The sequence below is a fragment of the Bacillus glycinifermentans genome (assembly GCF_001042475.2).
GTDB classification, from domain to species: Bacteria; Bacillota; Bacilli; order Bacillales; family Bacillaceae; genus Bacillus; species Bacillus glycinifermentans.
The window spans coordinates 42,953-68,458 of sequence record NZ_LECW02000001.1; the positions used below are offsets into that span (position 1 = coordinate 42,953).

General features: G+C 39.2%; 23 protein-coding genes and 1 pseudogene. 13 read left to right on the forward strand and 11 right to left on the reverse strand.

All coding sequences use genetic code 11. The features are described 5' to 3' along the window. Nucleotides 1–3 precede the first annotated feature (3 nt). Both AB447_RS00235 and AB447_RS00240 read left to right on the forward strand, forming a co-directional pair. Nucleotides 4–510, forward strand: coding sequence for a hypothetical protein (locus tag AB447_RS00235; protein WP_048355810.1), 507 nt, complete (start codon nt 4–6; stop codon nt 508–510). A 62-nt stretch (nt 511–572) separates the two neighbouring features. Then, nucleotides 573–944 (forward strand): cystatin-like fold lipoprotein, encoded by a 372-nt coding sequence (locus AB447_RS00240; RefSeq protein ID WP_048405786.1) that lies wholly within the window; start codon nt 573–575, stop codon nt 942–944. A 48-nt stretch (nt 945–992) separates the two neighbouring features. Here the strand turns inward: AB447_RS00240 and AB447_RS00245 are convergent, their stop codons facing one another. Further along, nucleotides 993–1,517, reverse strand: a complete 525-nt coding sequence (locus tag AB447_RS00245) for a hypothetical protein (RefSeq protein ID WP_048353869.1) — start codon at nt 1,515–1,517, stop codon at nt 993–995. A 987-nt stretch (nt 1,518–2,504) separates the two neighbouring features. On the opposite strand from AB447_RS00245, the gene AB447_RS00255 reads away from it, so the two are divergent. Next, the gene (locus tag AB447_RS00255; RefSeq protein WP_057957382.1) at nt 2,505–3,707 is read left to right on the forward strand and encodes a response regulator aspartate phosphatase; all 1,203 of its coding nucleotides are present in this window, start codon (nt 2,505–2,507) and stop codon (nt 3,705–3,707) included. A 104-nt stretch (nt 3,708–3,811) separates the two neighbouring features. On the opposite strand, the gene AB447_RS00260 is transcribed toward AB447_RS00255, so the two are convergent. Further along, the gene (locus tag AB447_RS00260; RefSeq protein ID WP_048355743.1) at nt 3,812–5,317 is read right to left on the reverse strand and encodes a recombinase family protein; all 1,506 of its coding nucleotides are present in this window, start codon (nt 5,315–5,317) and stop codon (nt 3,812–3,814) included. 105 nt (nt 5,318–5,422) lie between these two features. Beyond that, a complete protein-coding gene (locus AB447_RS24835; RefSeq protein ID WP_080316903.1) occupies nt 5,423–5,584 on the reverse strand; it encodes a DUF255 domain-containing protein in 162 nt (53 codons plus the stop codon). Nucleotides 5,585–5,839: 255 nt separating this feature from the next. Here AB447_RS24835 and AB447_RS00265 point away from each other — a divergent pair, with 255 nt between their 5' ends. Beyond that, nucleotides 5,840–7,144, forward strand: a complete 1,305-nt coding sequence (locus tag AB447_RS00265; protein WP_052478213.1) for a DNA cytosine methyltransferase — start codon at nt 5,840–5,842, stop codon at nt 7,142–7,144. Between the two features lie 63 nt (nt 7,145–7,207). Here the strand turns inward: AB447_RS00265 and AB447_RS00270 are convergent, their stop codons facing one another. Next, nucleotides 7,208–7,933, reverse strand: a complete 726-nt coding sequence (locus AB447_RS00270) for a PmeII family type II restriction endonuclease (RefSeq protein WP_041351256.1) — start codon at nt 7,931–7,933, stop codon at nt 7,208–7,210. A gap of 191 nt (nt 7,934–8,124) precedes the next feature. Beyond that, a pseudogene (locus AB447_RS24840) lies at nt 8,125–8,313 on the reverse strand (DUF255 domain-containing protein); the annotation flags it as partial. A gap of 229 nt (nt 8,314–8,542) precedes the next feature. Here AB447_RS24840 and AB447_RS00275 point away from each other — a divergent pair. Beyond that, nucleotides 8,543–8,992 (forward strand): AraC family transcriptional regulator, encoded by a 450-nt coding sequence (locus AB447_RS00275; RefSeq protein WP_006640009.1) that lies wholly within the window; start codon nt 8,543–8,545, stop codon nt 8,990–8,992. A 517-nt stretch (nt 8,993–9,509) separates the two neighbouring features. Here the strand turns inward: AB447_RS00275 and AB447_RS00280 are convergent. Continuing rightward, complete coding sequence (locus AB447_RS00280) at nt 9,510–10,415, reverse strand: NmrA family NAD(P)-binding protein (protein ID WP_048355744.1); 906 nt, start codon at nt 10,413–10,415, stop codon at nt 9,510–9,512. Nucleotides 10,416–10,529: 114 nt separating this feature from the next. Between AB447_RS00280 and AB447_RS00285 the strand changes: the two genes are divergently transcribed. After that, complete coding sequence (locus tag AB447_RS00285; RefSeq protein WP_172796303.1) at nt 10,530–10,871, forward strand: winged helix-turn-helix transcriptional regulator; 342 nt, start codon at nt 10,530–10,532, stop codon at nt 10,869–10,871. Between the two features lie 109 nt (nt 10,872–10,980). Here the strand turns inward: AB447_RS00285 and AB447_RS00290 are convergent, their stop codons facing one another. Beyond that, a complete protein-coding gene (locus AB447_RS00290; protein ID WP_048355745.1) occupies nt 10,981–11,865 on the reverse strand; it encodes a carboxylesterase in 885 nt (294 codons plus the stop codon). A gap of 269 nt (nt 11,866–12,134) precedes the next feature. On the opposite strand from AB447_RS00290, the gene AB447_RS00295 reads away from it, so the two are divergent. Beyond that, nucleotides 12,135–13,331 carry an MFS transporter gene (locus tag AB447_RS00295; protein WP_048405996.1) on the forward strand — a complete coding sequence of 399 codons (1,197 nt, stop codon included), beginning with the start codon at nt 12,135–12,137 and terminating at the stop codon, nt 13,329–13,331. Nucleotides 13,332–13,620: 289 nt separating this feature from the next. Here the strand turns inward: AB447_RS00295 and AB447_RS00300 are convergent, their stop codons facing one another. Beyond that, entirely contained in the window at nt 13,621–14,397 is a 777-nt protein-coding gene (locus tag AB447_RS00300) for an N-acetylmuramoyl-L-alanine amidase family protein (RefSeq protein WP_332835249.1), read from the reverse strand. A gap of 30 nt (nt 14,398–14,427) precedes the next feature. Continuing rightward, entirely contained in the window at nt 14,428–14,694 is a 267-nt protein-coding gene (locus tag AB447_RS00305; RefSeq protein WP_053075430.1) for an SH3 domain-containing protein, read from the reverse strand. Nucleotides 14,695–15,467: 773 nt separating this feature from the next. Between AB447_RS00305 and AB447_RS00310 the strand changes: the two genes are divergently transcribed. The 5 genes from AB447_RS00310 (at nt 15,468) to AB447_RS00330 (ending at nt 21,586) form a co-directional block, all read left to right on the forward strand. Continuing rightward, complete coding sequence (locus AB447_RS00310) at nt 15,468–19,754, forward strand: isopeptide-forming domain-containing fimbrial protein (protein WP_082634598.1); 4,287 nt, start codon at nt 15,468–15,470, stop codon at nt 19,752–19,754. A 21-nt stretch (nt 19,755–19,775) separates the two neighbouring features. Then, complete coding sequence (locus AB447_RS00315) at nt 19,776–20,324, forward strand: class D sortase (protein ID WP_411801410.1); 549 nt, start codon at nt 19,776–19,778, stop codon at nt 20,322–20,324. Between the two features lie 243 nt (nt 20,325–20,567). Further along, complete coding sequence (locus AB447_RS00320) at nt 20,568–20,783, forward strand: hypothetical protein (RefSeq protein ID WP_048355748.1); 216 nt, start codon at nt 20,568–20,570, stop codon at nt 20,781–20,783. Nucleotides 20,784–20,884: 101 nt separating this feature from the next. Next, nucleotides 20,885–21,169: an AbrB/MazE/SpoVT family DNA-binding domain-containing protein gene (locus tag AB447_RS00325; protein WP_269430228.1), complete on the forward strand. Its 285-nt coding sequence runs from the start codon at nt 20,885–20,887 to the stop codon at nt 21,167–21,169. Between the two features lie 60 nt (nt 21,170–21,229). Next, nucleotides 21,230–21,586, forward strand: a complete 357-nt coding sequence (locus AB447_RS00330) for a hypothetical protein (protein ID WP_048355749.1) — start codon at nt 21,230–21,232, stop codon at nt 21,584–21,586. A 240-nt stretch (nt 21,587–21,826) separates the two neighbouring features. Here the strand turns inward: AB447_RS00330 and AB447_RS00335 are convergent, their stop codons facing one another. Beyond that, complete coding sequence (locus AB447_RS00335) at nt 21,827–22,825, reverse strand: zinc-dependent alcohol dehydrogenase family protein (protein ID WP_048355750.1); 999 nt, start codon at nt 22,823–22,825, stop codon at nt 21,827–21,829. Nucleotides 22,826–22,912: 87 nt separating this feature from the next. Continuing rightward, nucleotides 22,913–24,463 (reverse strand): MFS transporter, encoded by a 1,551-nt coding sequence (locus AB447_RS00340; RefSeq protein ID WP_048355751.1) that lies wholly within the window; start codon nt 24,461–24,463, stop codon nt 22,913–22,915. A 249-nt stretch (nt 24,464–24,712) separates the two neighbouring features. On the opposite strand from AB447_RS00340, the gene AB447_RS00345 reads away from it, so the two are divergent. After that, complete coding sequence (locus AB447_RS00345) at nt 24,713–25,393, forward strand: aspartate/glutamate racemase family protein (protein ID WP_048355752.1); 681 nt, start codon at nt 24,713–24,715, stop codon at nt 25,391–25,393. Nucleotides 25,394–25,506 lie beyond the last annotated feature (113 nt).

Sequence of the window (25,506 nt, forward strand, 5' to 3'; positions counted from 1 at the left end):
AAAATGAAAATACATGTGGTATGGGCTTCGGTTTGTGTGTTCATTTTTATGATAACTGCGTTTTTTGTTCATAGGCAACAAGATTTAAAGGTTGAAAATTTGAAAGAAAAAAACCAGGTCTTAGAAGAAACTATTAAAAAATTGAATCAAAAAGAAACAGAAAACAGCGCTTCGGAAAATAAGGCATTTTTTGAAGCGCTTTTTAATTATTCTGATGTAGATAAACGTTTTGAGGATGTAAAGAAGCTAACAACTGAAAAGGGATTGGATTATGCTTTTCCTTCCCGCACCAATGAAAGGCATACAGTCAGCATACAAAGTGAATTGCTTTCTTTAGAAAGCTATTCGAGAAAAGTTGATGAATCTCGTGAATTGTTTTTAAATGTCGTGGAACTGGCTACTACAGCGAATTCTGTTACAACAAATCAAACGTTGATTGTTCAAACTACACTAATAAAAGTAAAGGATGAATGGTTGGTTGATGATGTGCAGGTTAAAGGGAATGGATGAAATGTGGAAAAACAAGAAAAATTTATATATAATTAAGATTGAAAAGGGAGGGGACGGCTATTTTGAGATACGTTTTTATTTTCCTTAGTCTTATGATGATGTTTGTGTTAGCTGCCTGCGGGGGCAATAAATATGATGATAATATTGATGAAGTCATCAGCCTTGAGAAAAAAGAATATAAAGAATATGATCTTGATACGGATGGTATGGAGAGAGAAAATGCGTTAATTCGGGTCTATGATGGAGGAAAATATATTCAACTTGGCTTTTATTCAGATGATCAGAAAAGAATCACTTACTCTTATTATGAAAAGACTGGAGATTCTTATAAAAAACTAGAGCGTATGCCTGGCAGTGGGGAAAACGACCGTTTGGGTCTCGATAGGAAAACACCGGATTATGAAGAGGACAAGGGGAAAGAAACAAAGTTATAGAATTAGAATCGACATAAATTCAAAAGCAGGCATTTGCCTGCTTTTATGCTATTTCATGCCACCGTAATCATTGGTAATGTAAACTTGTGTTTTCAGTTTCTTCTTGTGTTTTTTGTCCTTATACCAAGTTACATTATGTTCTGTTTGGAAAACATATCCTGCCATTCTAGTATACATTTTATCTGAGTAGTGAATCCAATCGCCTTTGTTAGCTATTAAATAGTTTCCTACAATTCCAGCTACTGATAAGTTCGGTATACCTAATTTAGCGCCCATAACAGCAGCGGCAGTAGAAACTGTACTCCATACGATCTTATCAGTATAGTTAGCTGTTTTGTAATATCTCCAACTACTCGCTGTTTTAACATTCTGAACTCTTAAAACACTCTCGCCTGGAGCAACGATCGGATTACCTTTCTCATCATAATTAATAGTTTTAATAAGAATAGTTTCGGACGCTCTTTTTACTTCTTTAGAAGGCTGTTCACTTGCATGTGCTGTACTAGCAAAAGGTGAAGCTATCCCAGCTAAAAGAGATGCAGATAATAGGGGGATCAAAAGTTTCTTCTTCATTGTGGTAGATTCCTCACTCTCTCTCATTTTTTGGTTTGTAAATTTATGGTATCATACAAAAAAGGGATATGAATAGAACTTTTCCTAAAAATATTACAAAGGTGGGAACATTTAGTGAATAAATTTGTACCTAAAGCGTTTCAAATGTTGGGAATTGTCGGTTTTATTTTGGCTTTTTTGCAAATGTCAATAGGTTGGTTCATTGGATTCTTCTTTACCGGTCTTTTCTTTATGACGTTAATAAAAGAGGATAAACGCAACAAATATACTTTTTTCGTGGGAATCATATGCTTCTTATATTCATTTTATTGCTTGTTTACTCAGGTTCTATAATTAAGAAAAACTATTCATCTTTAGGTAATAGCGATTTATAATGGTAAAGTTTAAAGCAGGCATATGCCTGCTTTTTTAAGTTAATGTGCTTTCATCCAAGCTCAATGATGATGTAATCATTCTGCCTGCAATATGGTGTGATTCAGACGAATGAGCAAAATTGCTTGAGATCGTTATAAAGGCAGCTAGACATAATACAGTAATCATTCCTAGTGAAAATTTCTTCATCATTTAAAACAACTCCCTTTTTCATCAATTTTCATTGCTTTAATTGCTTTTCGGTAAAAAATGGCCGATTCCTCCCTTTTTGTTGATATTCATAATTGCTTTTCGATAAAGTTCGACCGACTCTTCTAACTTCCCAATCTTATTATAATGTTCAGCCGCATCTACGGCCATTTCTTCAATATCAGGATACAATCCTTTACTTTCAAGATATTTAAATTCTTCCTCTTTCTCCCGTAAACAAATCCAAAACTTTCATAAAAGGGACGATTAACTCTGTTTTTCCCTTTTTATGGAATTGAAACACTTCTTTATGCTTGGATATAGAACAATCAGTGATACTTTTTACCCTTTCATCTGTTTATATCATCTGTCATAATACATTTAATGTAAATGCGCGTGCAATTTTTGTAAGTGAGGTGTGTTTGGTTGCGTGGTCATGTGTCTATGCGTCGTTACGATGATGGAATCCCTTATGATATTGTTACAAGGAAACTGAATGATTGGTATACAGCGATAAGAAATAATCTCGATAAAGAAGCAACCTCGTTGAAAAAAGAGGTTGAAAAGTTTATTGGGCGTGTTGATAAGAACTCGGATGTTTTTTTTTATCATCAGCTTTTAGAGTTTCGACACGAATTAATGTTAAGTTATCTAAAATCTAAAAATGAGGAAGATTTGAAAAATGCATATGAAGCTCTAAAAGAACATCAAGGGCATTTAAAGGGTATGTTGGATTATTATTTCTTTTTCTTTACGGGAATGTACGAGTTTAGGCGTAAAAAATTGGTTGCTGCAATAAGTGCGTATAGACGAGCAGAAAAATCACTTGAATTTGTTGATGATGAAATTGAACACGCTGAATTTTATTACAAGATGGCTGAAATATTTTATTATATGAAACAGACTTATTTTTCTCTGGATTATGTTAAGAGAGCGATTCGTATTTATAACAAGTATGATAATTACATAGATCGTGTTTTGCGATGTCAATATGTTGTGGCAGGGAATTTAATTGATTCGTTAGATTATAAAGGCGCGTTAGAAATGTTCGAAGAAACTTTAAAAATTGCGAAGAAAACGGGAAGGCAACTTTTAATTGCTACGTCAAAGTTAAATATCGGGATTTGCTACAACTTAATAGGTGAATATGAAAAGTCTTATAAATCTTTAATTGAAGCCAATGAATTCTTTAAAAAAGAAAATCATGCTTGCGTAGAAAAAACCCTGTTTAATTTGGCTCATGTGCAGGCTAAGAGAGGGGAAAAAGAGTCTGCTAAGTCTTACTATGAAAAAGGGTATGCGGTCGCACTAGAACGAAAAAATTCTGAATATATTGTAAAGTTAGATTTATTAAAGGCTTTATATTTAAAGGAAGGATGCTATAATTTAATTGATGAGTCATTTTCTTTTTTTAGGGAACGTAAAATGTATGGGGATATTGAAGAATTTGGTTTTGAAGTAGCTGAAGTTTTTCAGAAAAAGGGTGATACAGATAGGTCTGCATTTTACTATCGTCAGGTGATTTTGGCGAAAAATCAAATTCAAAAAGGAGAGATGATTTATGAAACGCAAATTGATGATCTTATCATTGGTAGTGATAGTGGGGTTGGGTATTACGGGGATAAATAATGCCCAAAAATCACCATCACATGATAAAGGTTTTACTGTTGCTGACAGAATTGAAACGTAATAAGGAAAAGAAGTGAGCAAAATAAAATGGCTCACTTCTAAACTTATTCTGACCAATAAATTTTTAATTGAGGTGGCTCTTTGCTGCCTCTTGGACTATACCAAGTTACTTTATCTATGAATGACATTAATTCTTTATTTAATTCACTTTCATCTAATTGTTTCCAATTTGAAAGGAATGAATCCATTTTATTCAAAAAAGATTCTTTTGATTTTACTTCGTCTTCTTGTGTGGTGTCCATTAAATTCTTGAGTTCAGTTTTGAGGTTATCTAGTTCAATTGTTCGTTTGGATTTACGTTCTTTAAAATAGTTGAGGTCGATGAGGTCTTCTTCTAATTGTAATTGAAGCATGTGTAGTGCTTTTTCAATCTTCTTTATTTGTTCTTTTATTCTCTTTATTTTAATTTGTTTAAGGTCTATAGTTTGTTTGTCGTTTGGTAATGTTGTGATTTCCATTGCTATTTGTTCTCTTTTTTCTTTAATGTTGTCAATGATGAGTTCCATCATCACATCATACATTATGCCGCTGTTATAGCATTTTTCTCCAAGTAGGTTTACTTTACTACATGATTGAAAAACTCTTGCGCCACCCCTATCACTTCTCCTTGAGATTGCATGAACTCTTCCGCAAATACCACATCTAATTAAAGTAGACAATCCGTGTTTTTGTGCTCTTGATCTTGGAGAGAGCGCTTTTCTTTTGTCTAAGGCGTTGTTAGCTTTTTCCCAGGTTTCTTTGTCAATGATTATTGGGGCAGCCTTTTTAGAGATTATCCATTGTTCTTTAGGCCTTAATTTGCCTTGATATTTATTTCTTCCTTTTATACGATTAGAAACAATCCATCCTTTATAAATTGGTGAACGGATCATTCTTTTTACACTATTGCCCCAAAATAAATTACCTTTATTGGTGCGATAACCGAGTTGATTTAAAGCGATTGCTATATTGTCAACACCTATTCCGTTGATGCACATTTGAAATGCCAATTTTACAGCTTCGGCTTTTTCTTCATCTATTTCTAACTTTTTTTCTAATCGATTATATATATAGCCGTAATTAGGTGTTCCATTAGCCCATCTACCCATTCTGGCGCTGTCTTTTTTTCCTTTTCTGAGCTGAGCTTTAATATTTTCATATTCCCAATTGTTAACGAATCCGGTGAATTTTAAGGCTTGCCAGTCTTCTTGAATCTCTAAATCATAAATTCTTTCGCTGTCCGTAACAAAAAGAATATCTTCTTGCCTTAGTAAACTCATGAATTTTGGTGTTTCTGAATCGTCTCTTGTAACCCGAGCAAGATTTACAGATAAAACAGCATCAAAAATTCCATCATTAAGTTTATGAATCATTCTCTGATATTCGTCACGGTTGTTATCCATTGAACTGCCGACTTCTTGAAAAATTTCATATGCCCAATTATTTTTTTTAGCAATGTCTAATAGACGTTTCCTGTGTTTTGCAAGGGTTTCTTCTGATTCTTCCCCTTCATTATTTCGTGATTTTCGGAGATATATTGCTACACGTTTTATTCTCTCTTTTAAATCCAATGGCATCACCTTTATGAAGATATTGTATACTGTTAGAATAGCATATTTTTATATGTGTAGTTAAGCGAACGTGCCATCAATGACATGTGCGTGTAGCTACCCGAGCTAGCTATACCCAATAGATACGAGAACAGGTTTGTTTTCGCGTTTCGCTTTATCAAATGCTTCATCTCCCCAAGGGAACCAATTCACAGGGTTATGAGCATGTTGAAGTAAATAAGGAGACTTCTCAGCGATTAATCTATTGGGTTTATTGTTAGTGGGCATGGGATCACCTTCTTTCAATACTTAGTTAAATTTATCATATCCTAAAGTAACACAGTGATGTATATAATATTCAGGTTTTTTTCCCACACAACAAGATTCTATACACCAAATAAAAACTGTAATAGTTTAAATTTGTTTTATTGACTTAAAGTTAAAAATCGATCATAATAACCCTATAAAAGTTAAATATTTTTTTAACTCTATTGGAGGGTTATTCAATTGTATACTATAAGTAAAAATAAAGTTAGATTACATATGAAAAAACATGGGATTTCAACTCAAAAACAATTAGCAGAGCAGCTAGGAATTAGTAAAAATCAGCTTTCCATGCTGTTGTCACCAAATTTCAATCCTATAAAGTCAAATGCATTAAAATTATGTGAAATATTAAATGTGAATTTTGAAGAAATTATTGATTCTGAACAAATGGAGTTATCACTAGATGGAACGGATAATTTAATAGATTCTAATATAGATGAGGAAATAAATGTTTCAAGTTTTGAAGGTAATGAGTTTTTAGATATAAGAGATATTAAAGCTAATAAAGATTATTCAGTAGTAGAACTTTTTGCTGGAGCTGGTGGGTTAGCATTAGGACTAGAACAAGCTGGATTTAAATCTAGAGGTCTTGTTGAGTTTGATAAATATGCTTGTCAGACTTTGAGAAAAAATAGACCTCATTGGAATGTTATTGAGAAGGATATCATTGATGTTGCTGAAGAAGGGATTAAAAACTTTGTAAATGTTCCAATTGGAGAATTAGACTTACTATCTGGAGGTTATCCTTGTCAAGCGTTTAGTTATGCAGGAAAGAAAATGGGGTTATCCGATGCGAGAGGTACAATGTTTTATTACTATGCCCAAGTTTTAAAACAGTTACTTCCGAAAATGTTCTTAGCTGAAAATGTAAGAGGGTTAGTTAATCATGATAATGGTCGAACTTTAGCTCTTATGTTAAAAGTATTCTCTGATATTGGTTACACAGTAAAATGGAAAGTTTTAAGAGCATTAGATTATGATGTAGCACAGAAGAGGGAAAGAATAGTATTAGTTGGTATTAGAAATGATTTAGTAGAGAAATACGAGGCGAATTATTTCTTCCCGCAACCTTATGGATATGAGCTTACATTAAAGGATGTTCTAAAAAATGTTCCAGAATCTGAGGGAGCAAAATATCCAGAATCGAAAAAAAGAGTTTTAGATCTCGTCCCTCCTGGTGGCTACTGGAGAGATCTTCCTGACGAAATAGCGAAAGAATACATGGGAAAAAGTTATTACTCAGGTGGTGGAAGAACGGGGATGGCTAGAAGATTATCTTGGGATGAGCCTTCTCTGACTTTAACTTGCTCTCCCGCACAAAAGCAAACAGAAAGATGTCATCCAGATGAAACCAGACCATTTACAGTAAGAGAATATGCTAGAATACAAAGTTTCCCTGACTCATGGAATTTTGATTGTTCAACAAACAATGCTTATAAGCAAATTGGGAATGCCGTTCCAGTAAATATGGCTAAAGCTATTGGTTTATCTATAATTAGCACACTAAATCAGCTAACATGAGCATTCTGCTTTTTCTGTGGAAAAATTAACAGGGATGAAAACTATACATCCCTGTTTTCATTACTATTCTTCCAAAGACTCTTGTTCGTTTAATTCCTCTTCTATTTGTTTGGCTAGACTATCAATTACTTCTTCTATATGTTTTGATCCATCAAACTCTGATGCAATTTCTCCTATTGCATCAGTTAATCGCTTATAGAAGTTTTCTTCACCTGTAAGTCTATACCAAAATTCAGCACCTACAATTACTGGATATTCTTCTTTGATTTTTTTGTAGTGACCACTTAATTTATCATCGGAACCATAAAACACACCTACAACAAGGTCATTAAATCCAATACTCAAATTATTTGTTCGAGCAAGATTTTTGATCCCTAAAAAGTGATTTTTAATAGTTGGAACATCGTCAGCATTAATTGTATTGGGGCCAGCCTTTATTTGACAGTACTTTCTATTGCCGTCTAACTTATCAACGAATTCAATATCAATTCCAGATGTAGTTGAGGCGAAACCATCCAAGACGTCACTACAGAATTTCTGCAACTTGTTTCCAAATGTTGTGTTTAAAGATGTGCCTAATACTCTTGGATAAACTAATGCTCTTGCAATGTTTTTCGGATCATCATTCCCTGCTAAAAAGTTAGCTCTGTACTTATCTAAAAATGGATTCAGTGATAAATGTTTCAATTCTTTCAACTTTAAAGTGTTCGCAAGATGACTTTTTGCTATTTCGTTTCTAAAAAAATCTTTTGCTTTCTCAATAATATCATCTGGATGTTGTGTATTCATTATTCTCCCCCATTTCTCTTTGACACTTCTATTATAGGGTCTTTTGCACTATCTGTAAAATTAACCATTTATGTATCATTCTGTTCAAATACTTATTTTAATATTTGGTATGTAAATGGAGAATCAAGATTTGAAAGTTTGACGAAGGAAAAAGATGTGTTAGATGCGTTTTAAATTAAAAATTAAATCTAGTGGTGTCTGTTATGGCACCAATGACAACAGCTGTATCCAATACTTACCAATATCGGTTTGTTTTCTTTTTTTGCTTTGTTGAAGGCTTCTTCTCCCCACGGGTGCCAGTCAACAGGATTGTGAGCGTGTTGAAGTAAGTAAGGAGACTTCTCAGCGATTAGTCTATTGGGTTTGTTGTTAGTTGGCATGGAATCACCTTCTTTCTATACAAATTTTTATTCAGTATTGTCTATACATTATTTAATATACCAAAAAACAAGAAGCTTTTGAGGTAATCTCTTCTTTTTTTTATGGATCTTCGGAATATACAGTGGCTAATGGCTTAATTAAACTATATTATAATCAGAATATTTTTAAAAAATAACTTGAAAAACATTTTAAATCGAATTACCTTATCTAAGAAAGGAGGACTAAAATTTGAAAATAACTATTGAAGAATTACCTGAATCAAGGATTGCTTATTTCAGAAATGTTGGGGAGTACGGTGAAAAGCAAAACAAAGAATTAATGGAGACTTTTAAAAAGTGGGCAAAATTGAATGATGTATTTGATAATTCTACAATTTTAGGCATACCGCAAGATAACCCAGAGATTACTCCTAAAGAGGAATGTCGTTATGATGTTTGTGTTGTTATAAATAAAGATTTGAATGTGAAAAAACCAGCTCATGTTGGAGAATTTTCTGGTGGGAAATATGCTGTTTTCTTGCTTGACCATACAAAAGAGGCAGTCAGAGACTTTTGGGGCAATATTTCTTCTGAGATAGAAAGAAATAATCTATCAATAAGAGAACAACCAATTATAGAAAGATATACTCCACAAATGATTGATAATCATTTGTGTGAAATATTAATTCCTATACAGTAAGGAAGCAGGGACATTTCTTTCCCACCTTCTATTTAAAGCGGACAACATTAGACCTACTATGTATTTCAGATCTAACCGCAATTGAAACACCACAAGTGAATGACACATATATGATGTTTGAAGTTTAAGCAGTGGTCCCACTTGAACGTTATCCTGAGCGTGGGTTTCGACATGTCTGAGGAAGATATTAAGGGTCATAGGTTAGAAAAAAGTTTTCAAACTAAGGTTTCTAAAAATTTGCATTAAATTTATTAAAAGGCAGCCGAAACTGGTTGCTTTTTGTGGTTATTTTAAGAGACATGGCACCAATGGCAAGTTGAATAGCCGATGCTGACGATGCATATCTTACAAGATGCCGGTTTGTCTGCACGATTGGCGTATTGGACTCCGCATGTTTCACAGATAAAATATGCGATTGCAGTCTGCTCCTTTTATTCTTTATTTAGAACAAAATAATGATAGAGCGGCAGTCTGGATGTTCTGAGTTTGTCCTTTTCATAGTATAGCAGCTTCTTCTTCAACTGGATAAAAGAGTAACATATTGAGGTATAAATACTTCATTTATAAACGTGTCAAAAGACGTCGGGGTAGTATTTTCGGATGAACGCTGTTCCAGCATTCGAATGTGCCTTGTATTCAGAGCCCGTGCTGTTTCTAAAACAAGGTCTATAATATGTTCTGAAAACCCTTGACTTCTCATTTCATTTCGGGCTGCTTCTTCGGTTGTTTGTATATAACCGAGGTTCGGTTTGCCGATCGCTTTTCCTATTAGCCTCACCGCTTCAGACATACTCAAGTCACAGCTGCCGTGCAACTCTCTTATTTGTTGATCTTGATAGTTAACTTTTAGCATCGCTTCTCCTGCAATTTGTCCAATATCCTGTGTGGCAATCATAGGAAACTGGACATCGGGGAGAAAAGGACCTTTTGCAGCATCGTGAATGAAAATGTTTTGAATTTGTGAAAGTAAATTTTCCATGAAGTATCCAGCCCGTAAGTGCAAAACGTTTAACCCTTCTATTTGATTCAGGCGTTGTTCGAGCAGGTGTAATCCTGCTACTGATCCGATGCCTCCTTCTTGATCTGCTCCCCAGCTGCTGAGAGAAACAACATTCTTAATTTTTGTTTGTGCCAGAGCAGGGATTAATGCATTGATCATGCGAGTCTGGTAAGCGCGAAAATCAGTGCTCGTCACAATGTAGTTAGGCTGAAGCATCACGTAGACTGCTTTCGCGCCGGTAAAAGCCTTCATCAGCCTTGTTGCATCTCCTGGTTCAGAGACAAACGGTTCAGCTCCTTTACGCACAAACGGCTGTAAGCGTTCCGGGTTTCTGCCAATCACTCTGACCGGCTGTCCTTTGTCTAATAAATAGTTTGCAACTGCACTGCCTGTTCGTCCGGTTGCCCCTGTAATCACGTACATAGCCCGCACCTCCGTGGTTTTGATACTATCATAAAAACTATGGTATAAAATAACAAGCAGGCACTTTTGTGACACGCAGTATCCATTTTGATACTAATATGGGGAGGGAAGCGAATGCTGGTGAAATACAAGGATAACGAGTATAGATGTTCAATAGAATTGACATTGAAGCTGATAGGGGGTAAATGGAAAGTACTCATCTTGTGGTATTTAGGCGAAAAAAATATGCGCTTTGGCGAATTAAAAAGAGCTTTACCGCAAATTACGCAAAAAATGTTAACAAAGCAGCTGAGGGAATTGGAAGAGGACGGTATAGTCAATCGATTTGTTCATCATCAAGTACCGCCTAAGGTAGAATACTCTCTTTCTGAAATCGGCAAAAGCCTTTTGCCGATTTTAAGCACTTTGTCTGAGTGGGGGGCCTTCTATGCGGAGCAGGCTGAATCTAATCATTAATCCCGCGAAAAAAAATAGAGCCTATAAGAGACTCTATTTCTATATTAATTAAAATATCCAGAATACGAATACCGATTGAGGTTCTCTTACACAATTACAAGACTGTCGTTTATTTACTGAAAAAACGTAATACACGTTCATTTACGTATTGAGGCTGTTCCATTGATAAAACGTGGCCTGCCTGTTTTATGATTTCCGCTTCAATACCAGGAACGAATGTTGAGGCGCGATGTAAGGCTGATTGCGGGTCATAGATGACTTCATGTTCACCCAGCAATAATAGAATAGGGACTTTTACTGATTTTAATTCGTCGTCGGTGAAAACATACGGAAATCCGTCGGCGTTAGGCTTTGGCTGTCTTAATCCATCCTGCCACATCACGCCTGCATGAAACTGCTCTGCAAAAACCGGGTGTAACACATTACGGTCTGTCATCATCCACGTTAAGAAATTCTCTACTCCATCAGGTTCTGTGAGACTAAGAGCGTATTGATAAAAATCGTGATGAAACGGCAAAAATGTTTCCGCGGGACTAAGGATAGCTGCGTTTTCTACTTTTTCTGGCGCACGTAAAACGAAATTCATCGTATGAAGCCCGCCAAGCGAAAGTCCAACAATGTGCGACTTTTCGATCCCCAGAGCGTCAAACACATCAAGAAGCCAATCGGCGTAACCCGCCCTCGTACCGCATAAATCTGCAGGGATGCTTTTGTTCTTATCACCTATGATATCGATTGCATATGTTCGGTATTTATTGCTCCAATCCTCGATATTGGGATACCACATAGTGGAGCTGAATAATGCCCCGTGAAGCAATACAAGCGGCGGGGCATCCTCAGGTCCGCTTGCAATAATATGCGTTTGGCCGAAACGGGTAGATACATAGAAAGCTTTGTAGTGAACTGGCCAAAGACCGAGGCTTTCGTCATAAGCTTGAAAATAGCGAATTCCGCTGTCGCTTAAATCAGGGGTAATCGGTGAATGGTTTGACATGAACATTTCCCTCCCAATCCTCTTTAAATGAATGTTTCGTTACGTGCAAGGGAGCCTGTTTTTTGTATAACAGACTTTATGAATAATATAATACAGTTTTTATTTTATATCAAATCCCAATAATATAAAGGGTGTTATATTAAGGTGCAGGTTTTTATAATTATATATAACAGTTATTGATTGCATGTAAAATGAAATCTAATAGTGTTGTTAATCGTCTAGTTGTTTTAATATGTTATATGCCCTTGAGGAGAAAAGGAGGGATTTTTGTGAAGAAAAGCTATTATTCTATTTTATTAAGCCAGACCACTACAAACTTAGGTTTTTCTCTATATACGATGGCAGTCATTTCATTTCTGTTTGACATGACGAACTCTACAACGATCGCCTCTCTCGTGACATTCATCAGTATTATGTTTCGTATTATAGGAAGTGCTGTATTGCCGTTGGTTGCAACTCAATTAAATCTTCGTCTTATATTAATGATTTCTCAACTCATCCAAATTGTTTTGCTAGTATGCTTGGTTTATTTTCTTTTGCGAACGTATTCTTTTGAAATGGTGATTTTAGTTTTTATGATGATTGGCGGGATTTCATTTTTTAATGGGTGGTTTGCGCCTTTAAAAAGTGCATTGATTGGCGAAATCATCCCTCCCGATGAAAGAGTGAAGGCAAATGGATTATTATCAACAGTAGATCAAACGTTTCAGTTTGTAGGCTGGTCGCTGGGAGGTCTTATCATCGCCTTTTTAGGAGAAGGATACACGATTATCATCACGATCCTTTTATTGTTGGTTTCGCTTTTTTTCATCATGTTTTGCCTTGGAACAAAACAACATGTCACTATAATCGAAAAAAATACGCCTTATAAAAGTGTAATAAGCGGTTGGAAATACTTATTTAAACAAAAGAAGCTAAGAACAATCATCATAATGGATGTAATCGAGTCATGGGCGGGAATGATTTGGATAGGGGCTGTCTCGTTGGCTTTTGTAAACGAGGCATTACATAAAGGCGAATCGTGGTGGGGCTATATAAATGGAGCATATTATTTAGGGGCGATGATCGGAGGATTTATCATCTATAAACTTTCGGGCAGATTCCAACACAAGTTAATAACTTTTATGTTAATTGGTGCTATCTCATATGGAACGTTAACTTTAATATATGGTTTTATAAGTAATGCATATTTAGCTCTTTTATTGGTTATCTTGATGGGACCGGCATATATTCTGAGAGATTTAGCGCAGGAAACATTGATTCAGAACATTACAACTGAGCAAACACGAGTGAACATCATGTCAGCCAGATCAGCTCTCGTACAGTTGATTTTTATGCTTTCCATTCTGGGCATCGGGTTTATTTCAGATTTGATTGGCGTACGATTCGTTTATATGTCAGCAGGCATTCTTTTGCTAGCATCGGCTTTATACGGATTTTCGCAATTGCTTTTCAAGAGAAAGTAAATGCAAATCTAAAACCTAACCAAACGGTTAGGTTTTAAATTGTTCATATCCTGTTGTTAATCTTATTCGTCTATCGTTCCAAACTGGATTCCCAGTTGTCATAAACGGTTTGGGGAGCGCCCCGGCTTAACCATGATACGAGGACGGGAGAGCTGTTTTCTTCTACAACCCAATATTCCCAACGCCTTTTTTTAGGATTTACATATATCCCTGATTTTTTGATTGTCTGCATGATACCTCCGTAAAAACCACCTGGTCGCTTATCGTATTTGTCAGAACTTGTGTCGTATTAAGAACAAAAGTAATCAGATAACCCTTGCACAATCCCATTGGCTGCTCTTATTTGATAGGTTTCTGCCTGTATAGCCGATTCTTCGCCGGGATTTGAGATGTAGCCAAGTTCCACCAATACCGCAAGTTTTGGATTTTCCCTCAAGACATAAAAGTCGCCGAAACGAACGCCGTTGCTTGGAAATCCGGTTTCGTTGGATATGTTGCGCAGAACATTTGCAGCCAGCGATTTGTCAGCGCCTCCTTTGTAGTAATACACTTCAACCCCGCGGCTCAAATGAACAGGAGATGAGTTGTAGTGAACAGAAACAAATGCATCTGTATGATAGGAATTGCTGATCGCAACACGGCTGTTTAAACTCAAATAACGGTCGGACGCGCGTGTCAGTATCACATGTGCCCCCTTTTCTTTTAGAAGGGAAGCAAGATGTGATGCTGTTCTTAAAGTATGATTTTTTTCAAGAGAACCGCTGTAGCCAATCGATCCTGAATCGATCCCTCCATGCCCGGCATCAATCACAATATTTTTTCCTCTTAAACTATTAGAATTTTGAGAAGCCGAGGTTCGAGAAACTGCAGAAGAACCTGACTGATTTGAATCTGATACCAACCAACCTGCGATCCAGCCTGACTGAGTGCTGTCCACTTGAATATGTACCCATTGCCCCTTTTTTTCAAGGACTGGATATGTATCGCCTTGATTTGCGATTCTCACAACTTTATAGTCGGTCCCGGGTCCTGTCCGGATGCGAACATAGCTGCCGGTTACAGAAATTTGCCCGCTATAAGACGGTTGATCAGACTTTTAAGATGTCCTGAATAAATATGTTGAAGCAACCCAACCGGTGCGGCCGTTATAAACAACCTTGGCCCACCCGTATTTTTTCTCATAAACTTGCACTGTTGAACCCCGGGGTATGGAACCAATAACCTCTGCATTGATCTGAGGCGCATTTCTTACATTTAAAGATGAGGTTCCAACCTTGTACGCCTGACTGCTGTTAGCTTCAGCACTCTCGGGCATACCTGAAAGCAGAATAATCGCAACAATAAATACGAAAAACCTTTTCAAGGTTCCCTTTCACCTCTTTCCTTGGACAAGATTATACACGGTTTTTTTGCATGAACAACTTTTTTGAAAATTTTTTGTCAAAAAAGAATCTTGTCATTTTTTCATAAAACGAACCAAATATTTTCATAAAACGACAATTAATGCAATGGAAAATTGGAAATTGAGAAACCGAGACGTTGCGAAAAACAATTTTCATCACACTTAAAGAACTCCTTGTTATGAAGCGGGTATGAAAAATAACGGAAAAGAAAGAGGGGTAGAACTCCCTTTTGGTAAAAACACTATATATTGGATAAGCCTTATCTTTCATTCGGTTTGTGAAATATGAGTGTATCGTCACATTCAGTGTTTTTGCTCTTCTTGGTACTATGGATTTACAAAGAAGGAAGGTTTTTTAATCGGAGGACCAAATGTAATAGGAGATATCGTAGGAAGGGTGCTGCTTCCTAGGAACATAGAGCGAGTATGACATTTAACTATAGTTTAGTTTGAATTCGAGATTTTCTAAAATATTAGATAGTTTCATGAATTGTTATAAAAATAATCTTAATTCACCTTGACGATTTCCATTTTCTAATTAGATACGTCAGAATTTATTTGAACATATGTTTATTTTTTGAATTTAAATATCAACATTTTGTTATATTGTGAAATATAATACTATTTTGGTAAGTTTTTTATTAAGAAAGGGGGTCATATTGAGAACGGATTTTGTTTCAAAAACCGTTACTGCAAATTATCTATGAAAATACGACTATTGGAGTGAGGAATTGATGCGAAAAGATTTTCTGTCTAGATCTTACAAACTACATCTTAGAAAATACTTGATGCTATTTGCGATCTTTTTATTAGTTGCAAGTAACATGTCGGCTACTGTTTTCCCGACTCAAGTGCATGCTGAGGAAAATACAGGTGCAACTCAAGCGGCAGCGGCAGAAAATGCTTGCCCGGCTCCGGTCGCGTTGATTAACGGAAGCTTTGAACAAGGTCCTGCCAAGGGATCGGCCGGTGCTCCTTACTTTTTTCTTGAATCCGAGGTTCCAGGGTGGAAGACAACTGATAATGCTTCACCTTCAGGCCAGAAAGTAATTGAGATATGGAATTATCAGCAGGGTTATCCCGCGGGAGCGAAAAATTATCCAGCCCCTCCCAATGGAAATAGGTGGGCGGAACTAAACGCTTTTGAAAATGGCATGTTGTATCAAGATGTCAAGACAACGCCTGGACAAACCATCTATTGGCGCTTGTCTCATATGGGTCGCGGAGGCGTTGACACCATGCAGCTCCGCATTGGTGCGGCAACTGCTAACCCATACGATACCGTGGTGCAAAGAAAAATGTCTGATGGAAAGACCAAATGGGGAACTTATACGGGGACTTATGCGGTTCCTGCTGGACAGACGACAACTCGATTCGGTTTTGAGGCGGTGAGTTCAGCAGGCGGAAGCTTAGGAGCCGGCAACTTTTTGGATGATATTTTCCTGGGCACAGAGCCGTGTGTAACCGCAAATAAGTCAGTTTCTCCACAGGGAGAGGTGCGCGCCGGAGATGAGTTGACGTATTCGGTTCAAGTCAAAAACGAAGGCGGAGACATCGCTGCGGATGCAAACTTCACCGATCTTATCCCGGAGGGCACGAAATACGTCCCTGGATCGTTAAAATTGATCAACGGTTCGACAACAAAAAATCTAACTGATGCATCTGATGGTGATGCAGGTCATTTTGACGGCAGCAAGGTAAACGTCAAACTGGGGAATTTGCCTAATGCGACGGATTTGCCTAATGGGGTCACTGTTCAATTTAAAGTGAAAACGCTAACGGATTATGCGGTTACAAAAGTTAACAACAAGGCGCAAATTAACTACGACAATTTGCTGACGAATAAAGAGGAAAAAACTGAATCAAATGAAGTGACCACACCGATCATCTTTAACGAGCCAAAGCTTGAATCAAAGAAAACCTCAACCATACAACAAAAAGGGGATGGAAATACGGATGCCGATCATCCGGAAGTGGGAGATACGCTTCTGTACACGATCCAGACCCGAAATACATCTGAAGACAGTATTGTGAAAAATCTCACCATTTCAGACGCGATTCCGGAAGGATTGGAATATGTTCCAGGTAATTTAAAAGTGGACGGTAAAGCGGTAAGCGATGCCCAAGACGGTGATAAAGGCCATTACGCCGGAGGCAAAGCGACAGGCCAGTTTGGCAATGTAACTGACACCGAATGGCATACCGTGACATTCGAAGCGAAGGTAAAGTCCGGCCAATCCGGCAAGGATATTGTCAACACGGCAAACGTAGACGGAGACAATATCGATGATCCGGATAAGCCGAACAACGAAGTGAAAGTTTATCCGAGAAATCCGGAGCTTGAGTCGAAGAAAACGGCGTCCATTCAGGAAAAAGCTGAAGGAAATACAGACGCAGACCACCCTGAAGTCGGGGACATGCTTCTGTATACGATTCAGACCCGAAATATTTCTGAGGACAGTCTGGTGAAAAACCTAACGATCTCAGACGCGATTCCGGAAGGACTTGAATATGTTCCGGGCACATTGAAAGTGGACGGTACAGCAGTAACTGACGCAAAGGGCGATGATCAAGGCGATTATACAGGCGGCAAAGTAAACGGCCAATTCGGCGAAATCACCGACATGGAATGGCATCATGTGACATTTGAAGTGAAGGTGCAGCCCGGCCAAGCAGGGAAAGATATTATCAACACCGCAACCGTCGGCGGCGATAATGTTGACAATCCTAATAAGCCGAATCATGAAGTCAAAGTCTATCCGCGCGATCCTGTTTTAGAATCTGAGAAAACGGCAAAGAATATCGATTCGGACAAGGATACATTTGAAGTGGGCGACACGGTCGTCTACACGATTAAGACGCGCAATAAGATAACTGAAAGTACGATAGAAAATCTCGTCATTTCAGACGAACTTCCAGCCGGTCTGACGTATGTCGAAGGCAGCTTAAAAGCAAGCAACGGCGGCGAAGCGACAATCAAAGACGGCAAGATTACGGCGAACTTCGGCGATGTCACCGATACCGATTGGCGGACTGTGACGTTCCAAGCGAAAATCGAGTCCGGCTATATAGGCAAAACGATCAAAAACGTCGCAAACGTTGACGGCGGAAATATCGATGATCCTGACAAACCGGGAACCGACATCAAAGTGGATCCGAAAAAGCCTAAGCTGGAATCAAAGAAAACGGCAAGCCTTCAAGAAAAAGCAAAAGGTAACAAAGATGCGGACCACCCTGAAGTTGGGGACACGCTTCTATACACGATTCAAACCCGAAACACGATCGAAGACAGTCTTGTCAAAAATCTTGTGATTTCAGACGCAATTCCGGAAGGACTGGAATATGTGCCGGGGACATTGAAAGTGGACGGCACAGCGGTAACTGACGCCAAAGACGATGATCAAGGCCATTTCTCAGACGGCAAAATAGAAGGCCGGTTTGGCGATGTTACTGACACGAAGTTGCACAACGTGATATTCGAAGTGAAAGTGAAAGCAGGCCAAGCAGGTAAAGATATTGTCAATACGGCGTCCATCGGCGGCGACAATGTCGATGATCCTGACAAACCGAGCAACGAAGTCAAAGTCTATCCGCGCGATCCTGTATTAGAGTCGGAAAAAACGGCAAAAAATCTCGACACAGACAAAAAGAAATACGAAGCAGGAGACACGGTTGTTTATACGATTAAGACACGGAATACGGTATCCGACGGCAAAGTAGAGAATCTTGTCATTTCAGACGAGCTTCCAGCCGGCCTGACATATATCGAAGGCAGCTTAAAAGCGAGCAACGGCGGGGAAGCTACTATCAAAGACGGCAAGATCACGGCAAACTTCGGTGATGTCACCGATACCGAATGGCATACTGTGACATTCCAAGCAAAAGTCGAGTCCGGCTATGCGGGCAAAACGATTAAAAACGTGGCAACAGTCGACGGCGGAAATATCGATGAGCCTGACAAACCGGGAACCGACATCAAAGTGGATCCGAAAGAGCCTAAGCTAGAATCAAAGAAAACCGCAAGCCTGCAAGAAAAAGCTGACGGCAACAAGGATTCAAAACATCCTGAATCAGGCGACACGCTTCTGTACACGATCCAGACTCGAAACACGGTGGAAGACAGCCTTGTCAAAAATCTCGTCATTTCAGACGCGCTTCCTGAAGGCCTGGAATATGTTTCGGGTACTTTAAAGGTGGACGGTACAGCTGCGACTGACGCCCAAGACGATGATCATGGTCAATATGAAGACGGCAAAGTAGCAGGCCAGTTCGGCGATGTCACCGACACGAAGTGGCATACCGTGACATTTGAAGTGAAAGTCAAAGCCGGCCAAGCAGGCAAAGATATTGTCAATACGGCAAACGTGGGCGGCGATAATGTTGATACTCCCGACAAGCCGAGTCATGAAGTCAAAGTATATCCGCGATATCCTGTATTAGAATCTGAAAAAACGGCGAAGAAACTGGATTCAGATAAGGACAAGTATGAAGCGGGCGACACGGTTGTCTATACCATTAAGACCCGCAACACGGTAACAGACAGCAAAGTAGAAAATCTCGTCATTTCAGACAAACTTCCAGCCGGCCTGACGTATGTAGAAGGCAGCTTAAAAGCGAGCAACGGCGGCGAAGCGAAATTTGAAAGCGGCAAGGTTACCGCCAACTTTGGCGATGTAAGCGACACCGAATGGCGGACTGTGACATTCCAAGCGAAAATCGAGCCCGGCTATGCGGGTAAAACGATTAAAAACGTCGCAGAGGTTGACGGCGGAAATATCGACACACCGGATAAGCCGGGAGTAGACATCACCGTCGAACCGAAAGATCCTGAGCCGAACAAACCAAGCGAACCTAATAAACCAAACAAACCTGAAAAGCCAGACAATACAGATCAGAAAACAAATGAAGGAAATGAGCTTCCGGATACGGCAACAAATACGTTTAATCTGATTTTCGTTGGTTTAGGATTGCTTCTGGCAGGGACAGCCCTTTGGTACTTTAGAAGAAAGAGAAGTGTCTAAATCTCTGTCGTGAAAAAATATATGTCTATTCTCCTCATTGCAGCAGGACTCGTTCTTATAGGCTATGGAGTATGGAAAGTGATAGATACCGGCAAAAAGACAGAACAAACATTAGAAGATGCGAAACTTGCAATTGAGCATCCCCAAAAAGTAGATCAAGACCGGTTCAAGCCCAAGTTCGGCGAAGCGGTCGGCATTCTGGAGATCCCTAAAATCAATGCAGAGCTGCCGATTGTAGAGGGCACCGACGCAGATGATTTGGAAAAAGGAGTCGGGCACTACAAAGGCAGCTATTATCCAAATGAAAACGGACAAATCGTTTTATCAGGGCACCGGGATACCGTCTTTCGCCGAACGGAAGAACTGAAAAAGGGAGATCGATTAAAGGTTTTGCTGCCATATGGAAGTTTTTCATATGAAATCAAAAAGACGAAAATCGTAGACAAAAGCGATATGTCCATTATTACGCTGCAGCATGACAAAGAGGAGCTCATTCTTACGACTTGCTATCCCTTTTCTTATATCGGCCATGCGCCAAAAAGATACATCATTTATGGAAAAAGAGTTTGATAATAGGTCGCAGGAATTCCTGCGACTTATTTTTAATCTAACATCAGATTTTACATACTATTCTTTTAGTGATGTCCATCCTTTAGGAAACGATCATGAATAGAGCGGCTAAACGTATAATCACAAAGGTTTCAAACCCTGGACATTAAAAGAGTACAAGCTGTTGACTGTATATTGCTTATAGAGACATATGATAGCTTTCATTATATAATAAATCAGCCTTTCAGGTTAGAGGTGGATTGTATGGAATTTTCTACTGATTTAAAAAGCAGAATAAAGAAAACAATTGCTAAAAAAGGACTTCTAAAGCCATGCACAAATTGCAATCATGATGAAGCGATAATCATAGAGCCCTTTATAAGGCTGGATCTGCAAGATGATTCTTCGGTTTTGAGCTCTGGACCTGAAGCGATCCCTTCCATTGCTATCGTATGTGCCGGCTGCGGGAAAATTGATTGATATGCAGCGAAGGTGTTAATGCCTGCGGAATTTCACTAAAAAATCATTCTGCCTGAGTTTGCAACCGAAAAATTTCAAAAAAAGATGGGGAGGATGTTTTTGTGGAAAAAGCAGCTTTTATTAGGAAAATGGATGATCTGGGGAGAATTGTATTGCCGAAAAGGATAAGAAAAGCTTTGAAAATCAATGAACAAGATTCGATTGAGATATTTGTTGAAGATGAAAAAATCATCTTGCAAAAATATTCAGAAGGCAGAGCATGCTTTGTTACCGGCAGAGTATCCGATCAAAATAAAGTTTTATCAGGGGGAATCGTGTTAAGTCCTGAAGGAGCAAGGACCTTATTGCAAGACCTGTTGTCTCTCCGATTGCAAAAAGAAATCTAGTTATAGATGCTGCCGAATCATAAGCCTAAACATTCGATATGGAAAAAGGAAGTGCAATAAATGTCAGATTATCCGTTAAAGCATGACCACTTGGGGAGTGTCGTCTACAAGCTGGAAACATACACATTTTGTTTTCGGGGAGTCCCTGCTGCTGAAATTCAAATTATGCATGTTCCAGGAGAAAATGCGTCCTTTTCTTTTCAAATTGAAAGAAATGAGAGGTTTTGGCCGGACCTTCCACTCAATTTTTCTAAACGATTGTCCGCAGGTGCCGATGAATTAGAAGACCTTGGATTCGGACAAATATGGTACGGAACCAAAATAGAAGCTTTGCAGGCTGCTGCAGATGCAATTGAACATATTCTTAAAAAGCATAAAGTTCAGGATAAATTGGAGTTTGCAAAGACCGCAAAATAATCAATTATCGAATCTCGCCCTTTATTTCTAAGGGCGATTCTTTGTTTAATTAAGGAAACGTGAGCCGTTAAGATAAACAGTGATAAGTAGAATAGAGATGCTGCCTGGCACGGGATAGTTCACGCGTTTCTTTTTTCGAATGCTTCTGCACGTCAAGAGAACCAGTCTGTCTGGGGTATGGACGGTTTTTTCGAGGCCGGCTGTTCCTTATGTGATGGGAGCCCGGGGAAAGACTCTCTTTCAGCTTGTTAAAAACACTTTCCCTTTCACAATGTCAGAGGTTTCAACAGCTCGTTTAACTTGTGACAAGTCATACAAACCGTCCTCTTTCATCAAACACAGCTTGTTATCAGCTATAAGTTGAATCAATTGATGAAAAGTGCTTTGCCATTTCTCAACCGGGGTATCTTGATTCCAATTTCTTAAATGAAACATGCTGGCGTTAACCTTTGCTTTTTTTATAATATCTGCCCAATTTACTTGTATCCCTGATAAAAGGCCAATCGTTAGAAACGTTCCATTAGGGCGAACGCAAAAAGCCAGATTGTTTCCCGATGCTCCGCCGATCGAATCAATGGCTGCGTCTGCACCAATTCCATTTGTTACATCCATAACAGTTTCATAGAGGGGGAGTTCGGAAGTATCTATAACATATGATGCTCCAAGCTTGAGAAGCTCTTCAGTATGCTTATTGTTTCTCGTAACTGCGATTAACCGAAAACCGAAAACCTTCGATAGCTGTGCAAAAATCCGCCCGATAGAAGAACCGCAGGCATTCACCAATAGAACATCATTCGGTTTTAGCTTTAAGACTTCCGTACAAGTAATCCAGGCCGTGACGGGATTAATATACAGCTGGGCTGCGGTCACATCATCGATATGTTCCGGTATGGAAATTGCGAGGTCTGCAGATGTTTTTACGTATTCTTGCCATGTACCTTCTCCGCGCAAAGGCAAAACACGTTTGCCGATTAAATCTTGTGATACAGAAGAGCCAACATCTTCTACGATACCCACACCTTCATAACCAGGAACAGCCGGCAAAGAAATTCGATGAGCGTATGCGCCTGTGATCGGTATAATGTCAGAAGGGTTTATCGGCCTTGCCAGCATTCGAACGAGCACCTCATGATGCTTAGGAGGTTCAATCGATCGATGTTCGACTGTTAGAACATCTTTCGGGTTGCCGAATTTGTAGAATGTAATACATTTTGCATCCAAGGCTTTTAACTCCTTCATTCGTTTTTTTATTTCATTATATCACTCATGTTTGAAAATGAAGAAAGACAAGGGGGCAAGCGTATCCCCTGTCTTTTCTTTCGATCCTTACGTATTGTTTTGAAACTGTTTAAGCGCGCGCCTGAATTCATGATCACTCATTTTTCTCGAAATGAGCTTGAATTGCCCGAGAGATCTGTCATGAACGCGACGGGGAAGATGCTGTGAAACACCTGTATGTTTTTTATGATGATTCGGTTTATGAGCAAGCTTATGCCCTTTTCCTGTAAGCGCCATTCCAAACGAGAAACATAAAATCAGCAGGCTTAGAATAAAGGAAATGAAGAAAAAATCATGATATGTCATCATGCGGGCCGCTTCAGTTTTGCCGGTATTCATCAAATGATAGGCCATATCTTTTTTTAAGGCAAAACTTGCGATGATTGGTATCCACGCATAAGCGAACAGTCGAATAAACTGTACGGCGACAATCCTTTGCACCAGGTCCGGCAGCGGACCTCCTAAAGCGGCTCCCATGAGGCCGGATGCTACGGTAAACCCGACGCCGGCCATTAAAATCATAAAATTGCAGGCATACATATACAACGGGACATGATTGCCCAATAACAGTCCTTGCAGAACGGCGGCCATGATACAAATCGATCCTAATATTCCGATCACGCCCGGGCCGAGCTTGTCATACAGCAAGGCGCTGAGCAGCGCTGAGATCCCAACGCCGCAAATGAAAAATAAGTAGAAAAGCAGGAAATCATGATGGGAAATCCCGTTATCTTTCAGCATTCCTTGCAGGGAAGACAAGCTGAACACCATGCACATATAACCTGAAACAATGACTAGCAGCCCCAATATTGGCTTGGGACGCAGCATTAATTTGAACGGCAGGAAGGGTTTTTTCATGCAACATTGCGTTGTGAATAAAATCACAAAGAGGAGCAGGCTTGCTCCCGCACTTTCCCATACATAAGGAGAGGACAATCCCCGTTTTAAAAAGCCGATGAACGTGAGAACCGTCAAAGCAGAAACGATTCCCGACAGGATAAACCCGATAACATCAAAGGGATGTCTGTTCTCAGCCGAATGTTCGTTTTGAAGAAAGATGCGGCTCAAAACAATTCCGCTGAATGAACATGCGCCGGCTGCATAACATAACCATCTCCAGTGGCCGGAAACGGACGAGATCGCCCCGAAAAACGTTCCCAAAATGGCAAAGCCAAACAATCCGCCGACAAGGACAAACAATGCAAAATTTCGAATGCTGATTGGGAATGAAAGGACCAGCATGGGAATCATCATCATGAGCACCGTCCCCGTGCCGATCCCCTGCAGCATGCGGCCGATTGTCATCCATAACAAATTCGGAGATGCTCCGCATATCAATGCGCCCAAAATAAAAAGACACATTGAGGCGACATACGTTCTCAGAGCACCGATTCGATGCCGCAGAAAAGGTCCGAACGGAACGAATAAACCAAAAGCGACAGCTCCGACGACAAACGGAATAAGAGCTGCATTAGCTTCGGCGTGAAACGTCTGCTGCACCAGCCTTTGCGCTGAAGTAAACGCACTATTCATCCTTAATCCGGGGCCGATTGACAAGACTGCCAATAATGAAATTCCCCAGTGTTTACTTATTTTCATACTGCAATTCCTTTCTTTTCTTGCTTGTTCATCTAGTTGACATTCAATAAAAAAGACGCCTTCAGAAATAAAAGGCGCCCGTTTAGGAGAAAACAGGTCTATTATAATGCCATCGAGAAACTTTTAGCTTCTATTATACTAGTATTTCTTTCAAACGAAAAGGCATCCCGGATATGCTCTTTTCTGTCATTTCCTGCAGGTGATGGGAATGGTATCATTTCAATATGAGTGTAAAAAGGAGGAATAACGATGATCGGAATACTTGCCGGCATGGGGCCGAAATCGACCGGGCCGTTCGTTGATAAAGTGGTAGACGAGTGTCAAAGAATGTATGGGGCAACATATGATATGGATTTCCCGCACATGATGATTTATTCGTGTCCGACCCCTTTCTTTATTGATCAACCCATTAATCATGCAGAGATGGAAGCGGCAATTATAAAAGGCGCCCGTAAGCTTGAACAAACAGGGGTTGATTTTATTGCGATTCCTTGCAATACGGCACACATCTACTTTCAACAGCTGCAACATTCGGTTTCAGTACCTCTCTTAAACATGATCGATGAAACGATAAAAGCCATACCCGGGAATTCAAAAAAGATAGCCTTATTAGCTACTGATCCGACCGTTCAATCGGGCATTTTTCAAGATGCTTTTTTGAAAAACGGCCTGGATTATATCCATAAAGATCATTGGCAAACGTGTGTGAATCAAATCATACAAATGATTAAAACAAGTCAAATCGACGAATCCGTTCAGTTGTGGAAAACGTTCTCTAAAGAACTAACCGAGGAAATTGACGCGGCAGTGATTGCCTGTACGGATTTAAATGTCGTGACTGATCAACAATCAGACATTCGTTTCATTGACTCATCTGCTTGTCTCGCCAAAGCGATTGTCCATAAATATCTTTCATTGACGGGTCGTTAAGCCCATACATTTGAATTCGAGACGATGCAGAAAAGGAGCACATAAAGACTTTAAAACAGAGGGACATCACCATCGCGGCGAGCATAAAAAAGGAGGGGAAAAAATTCAGCTGT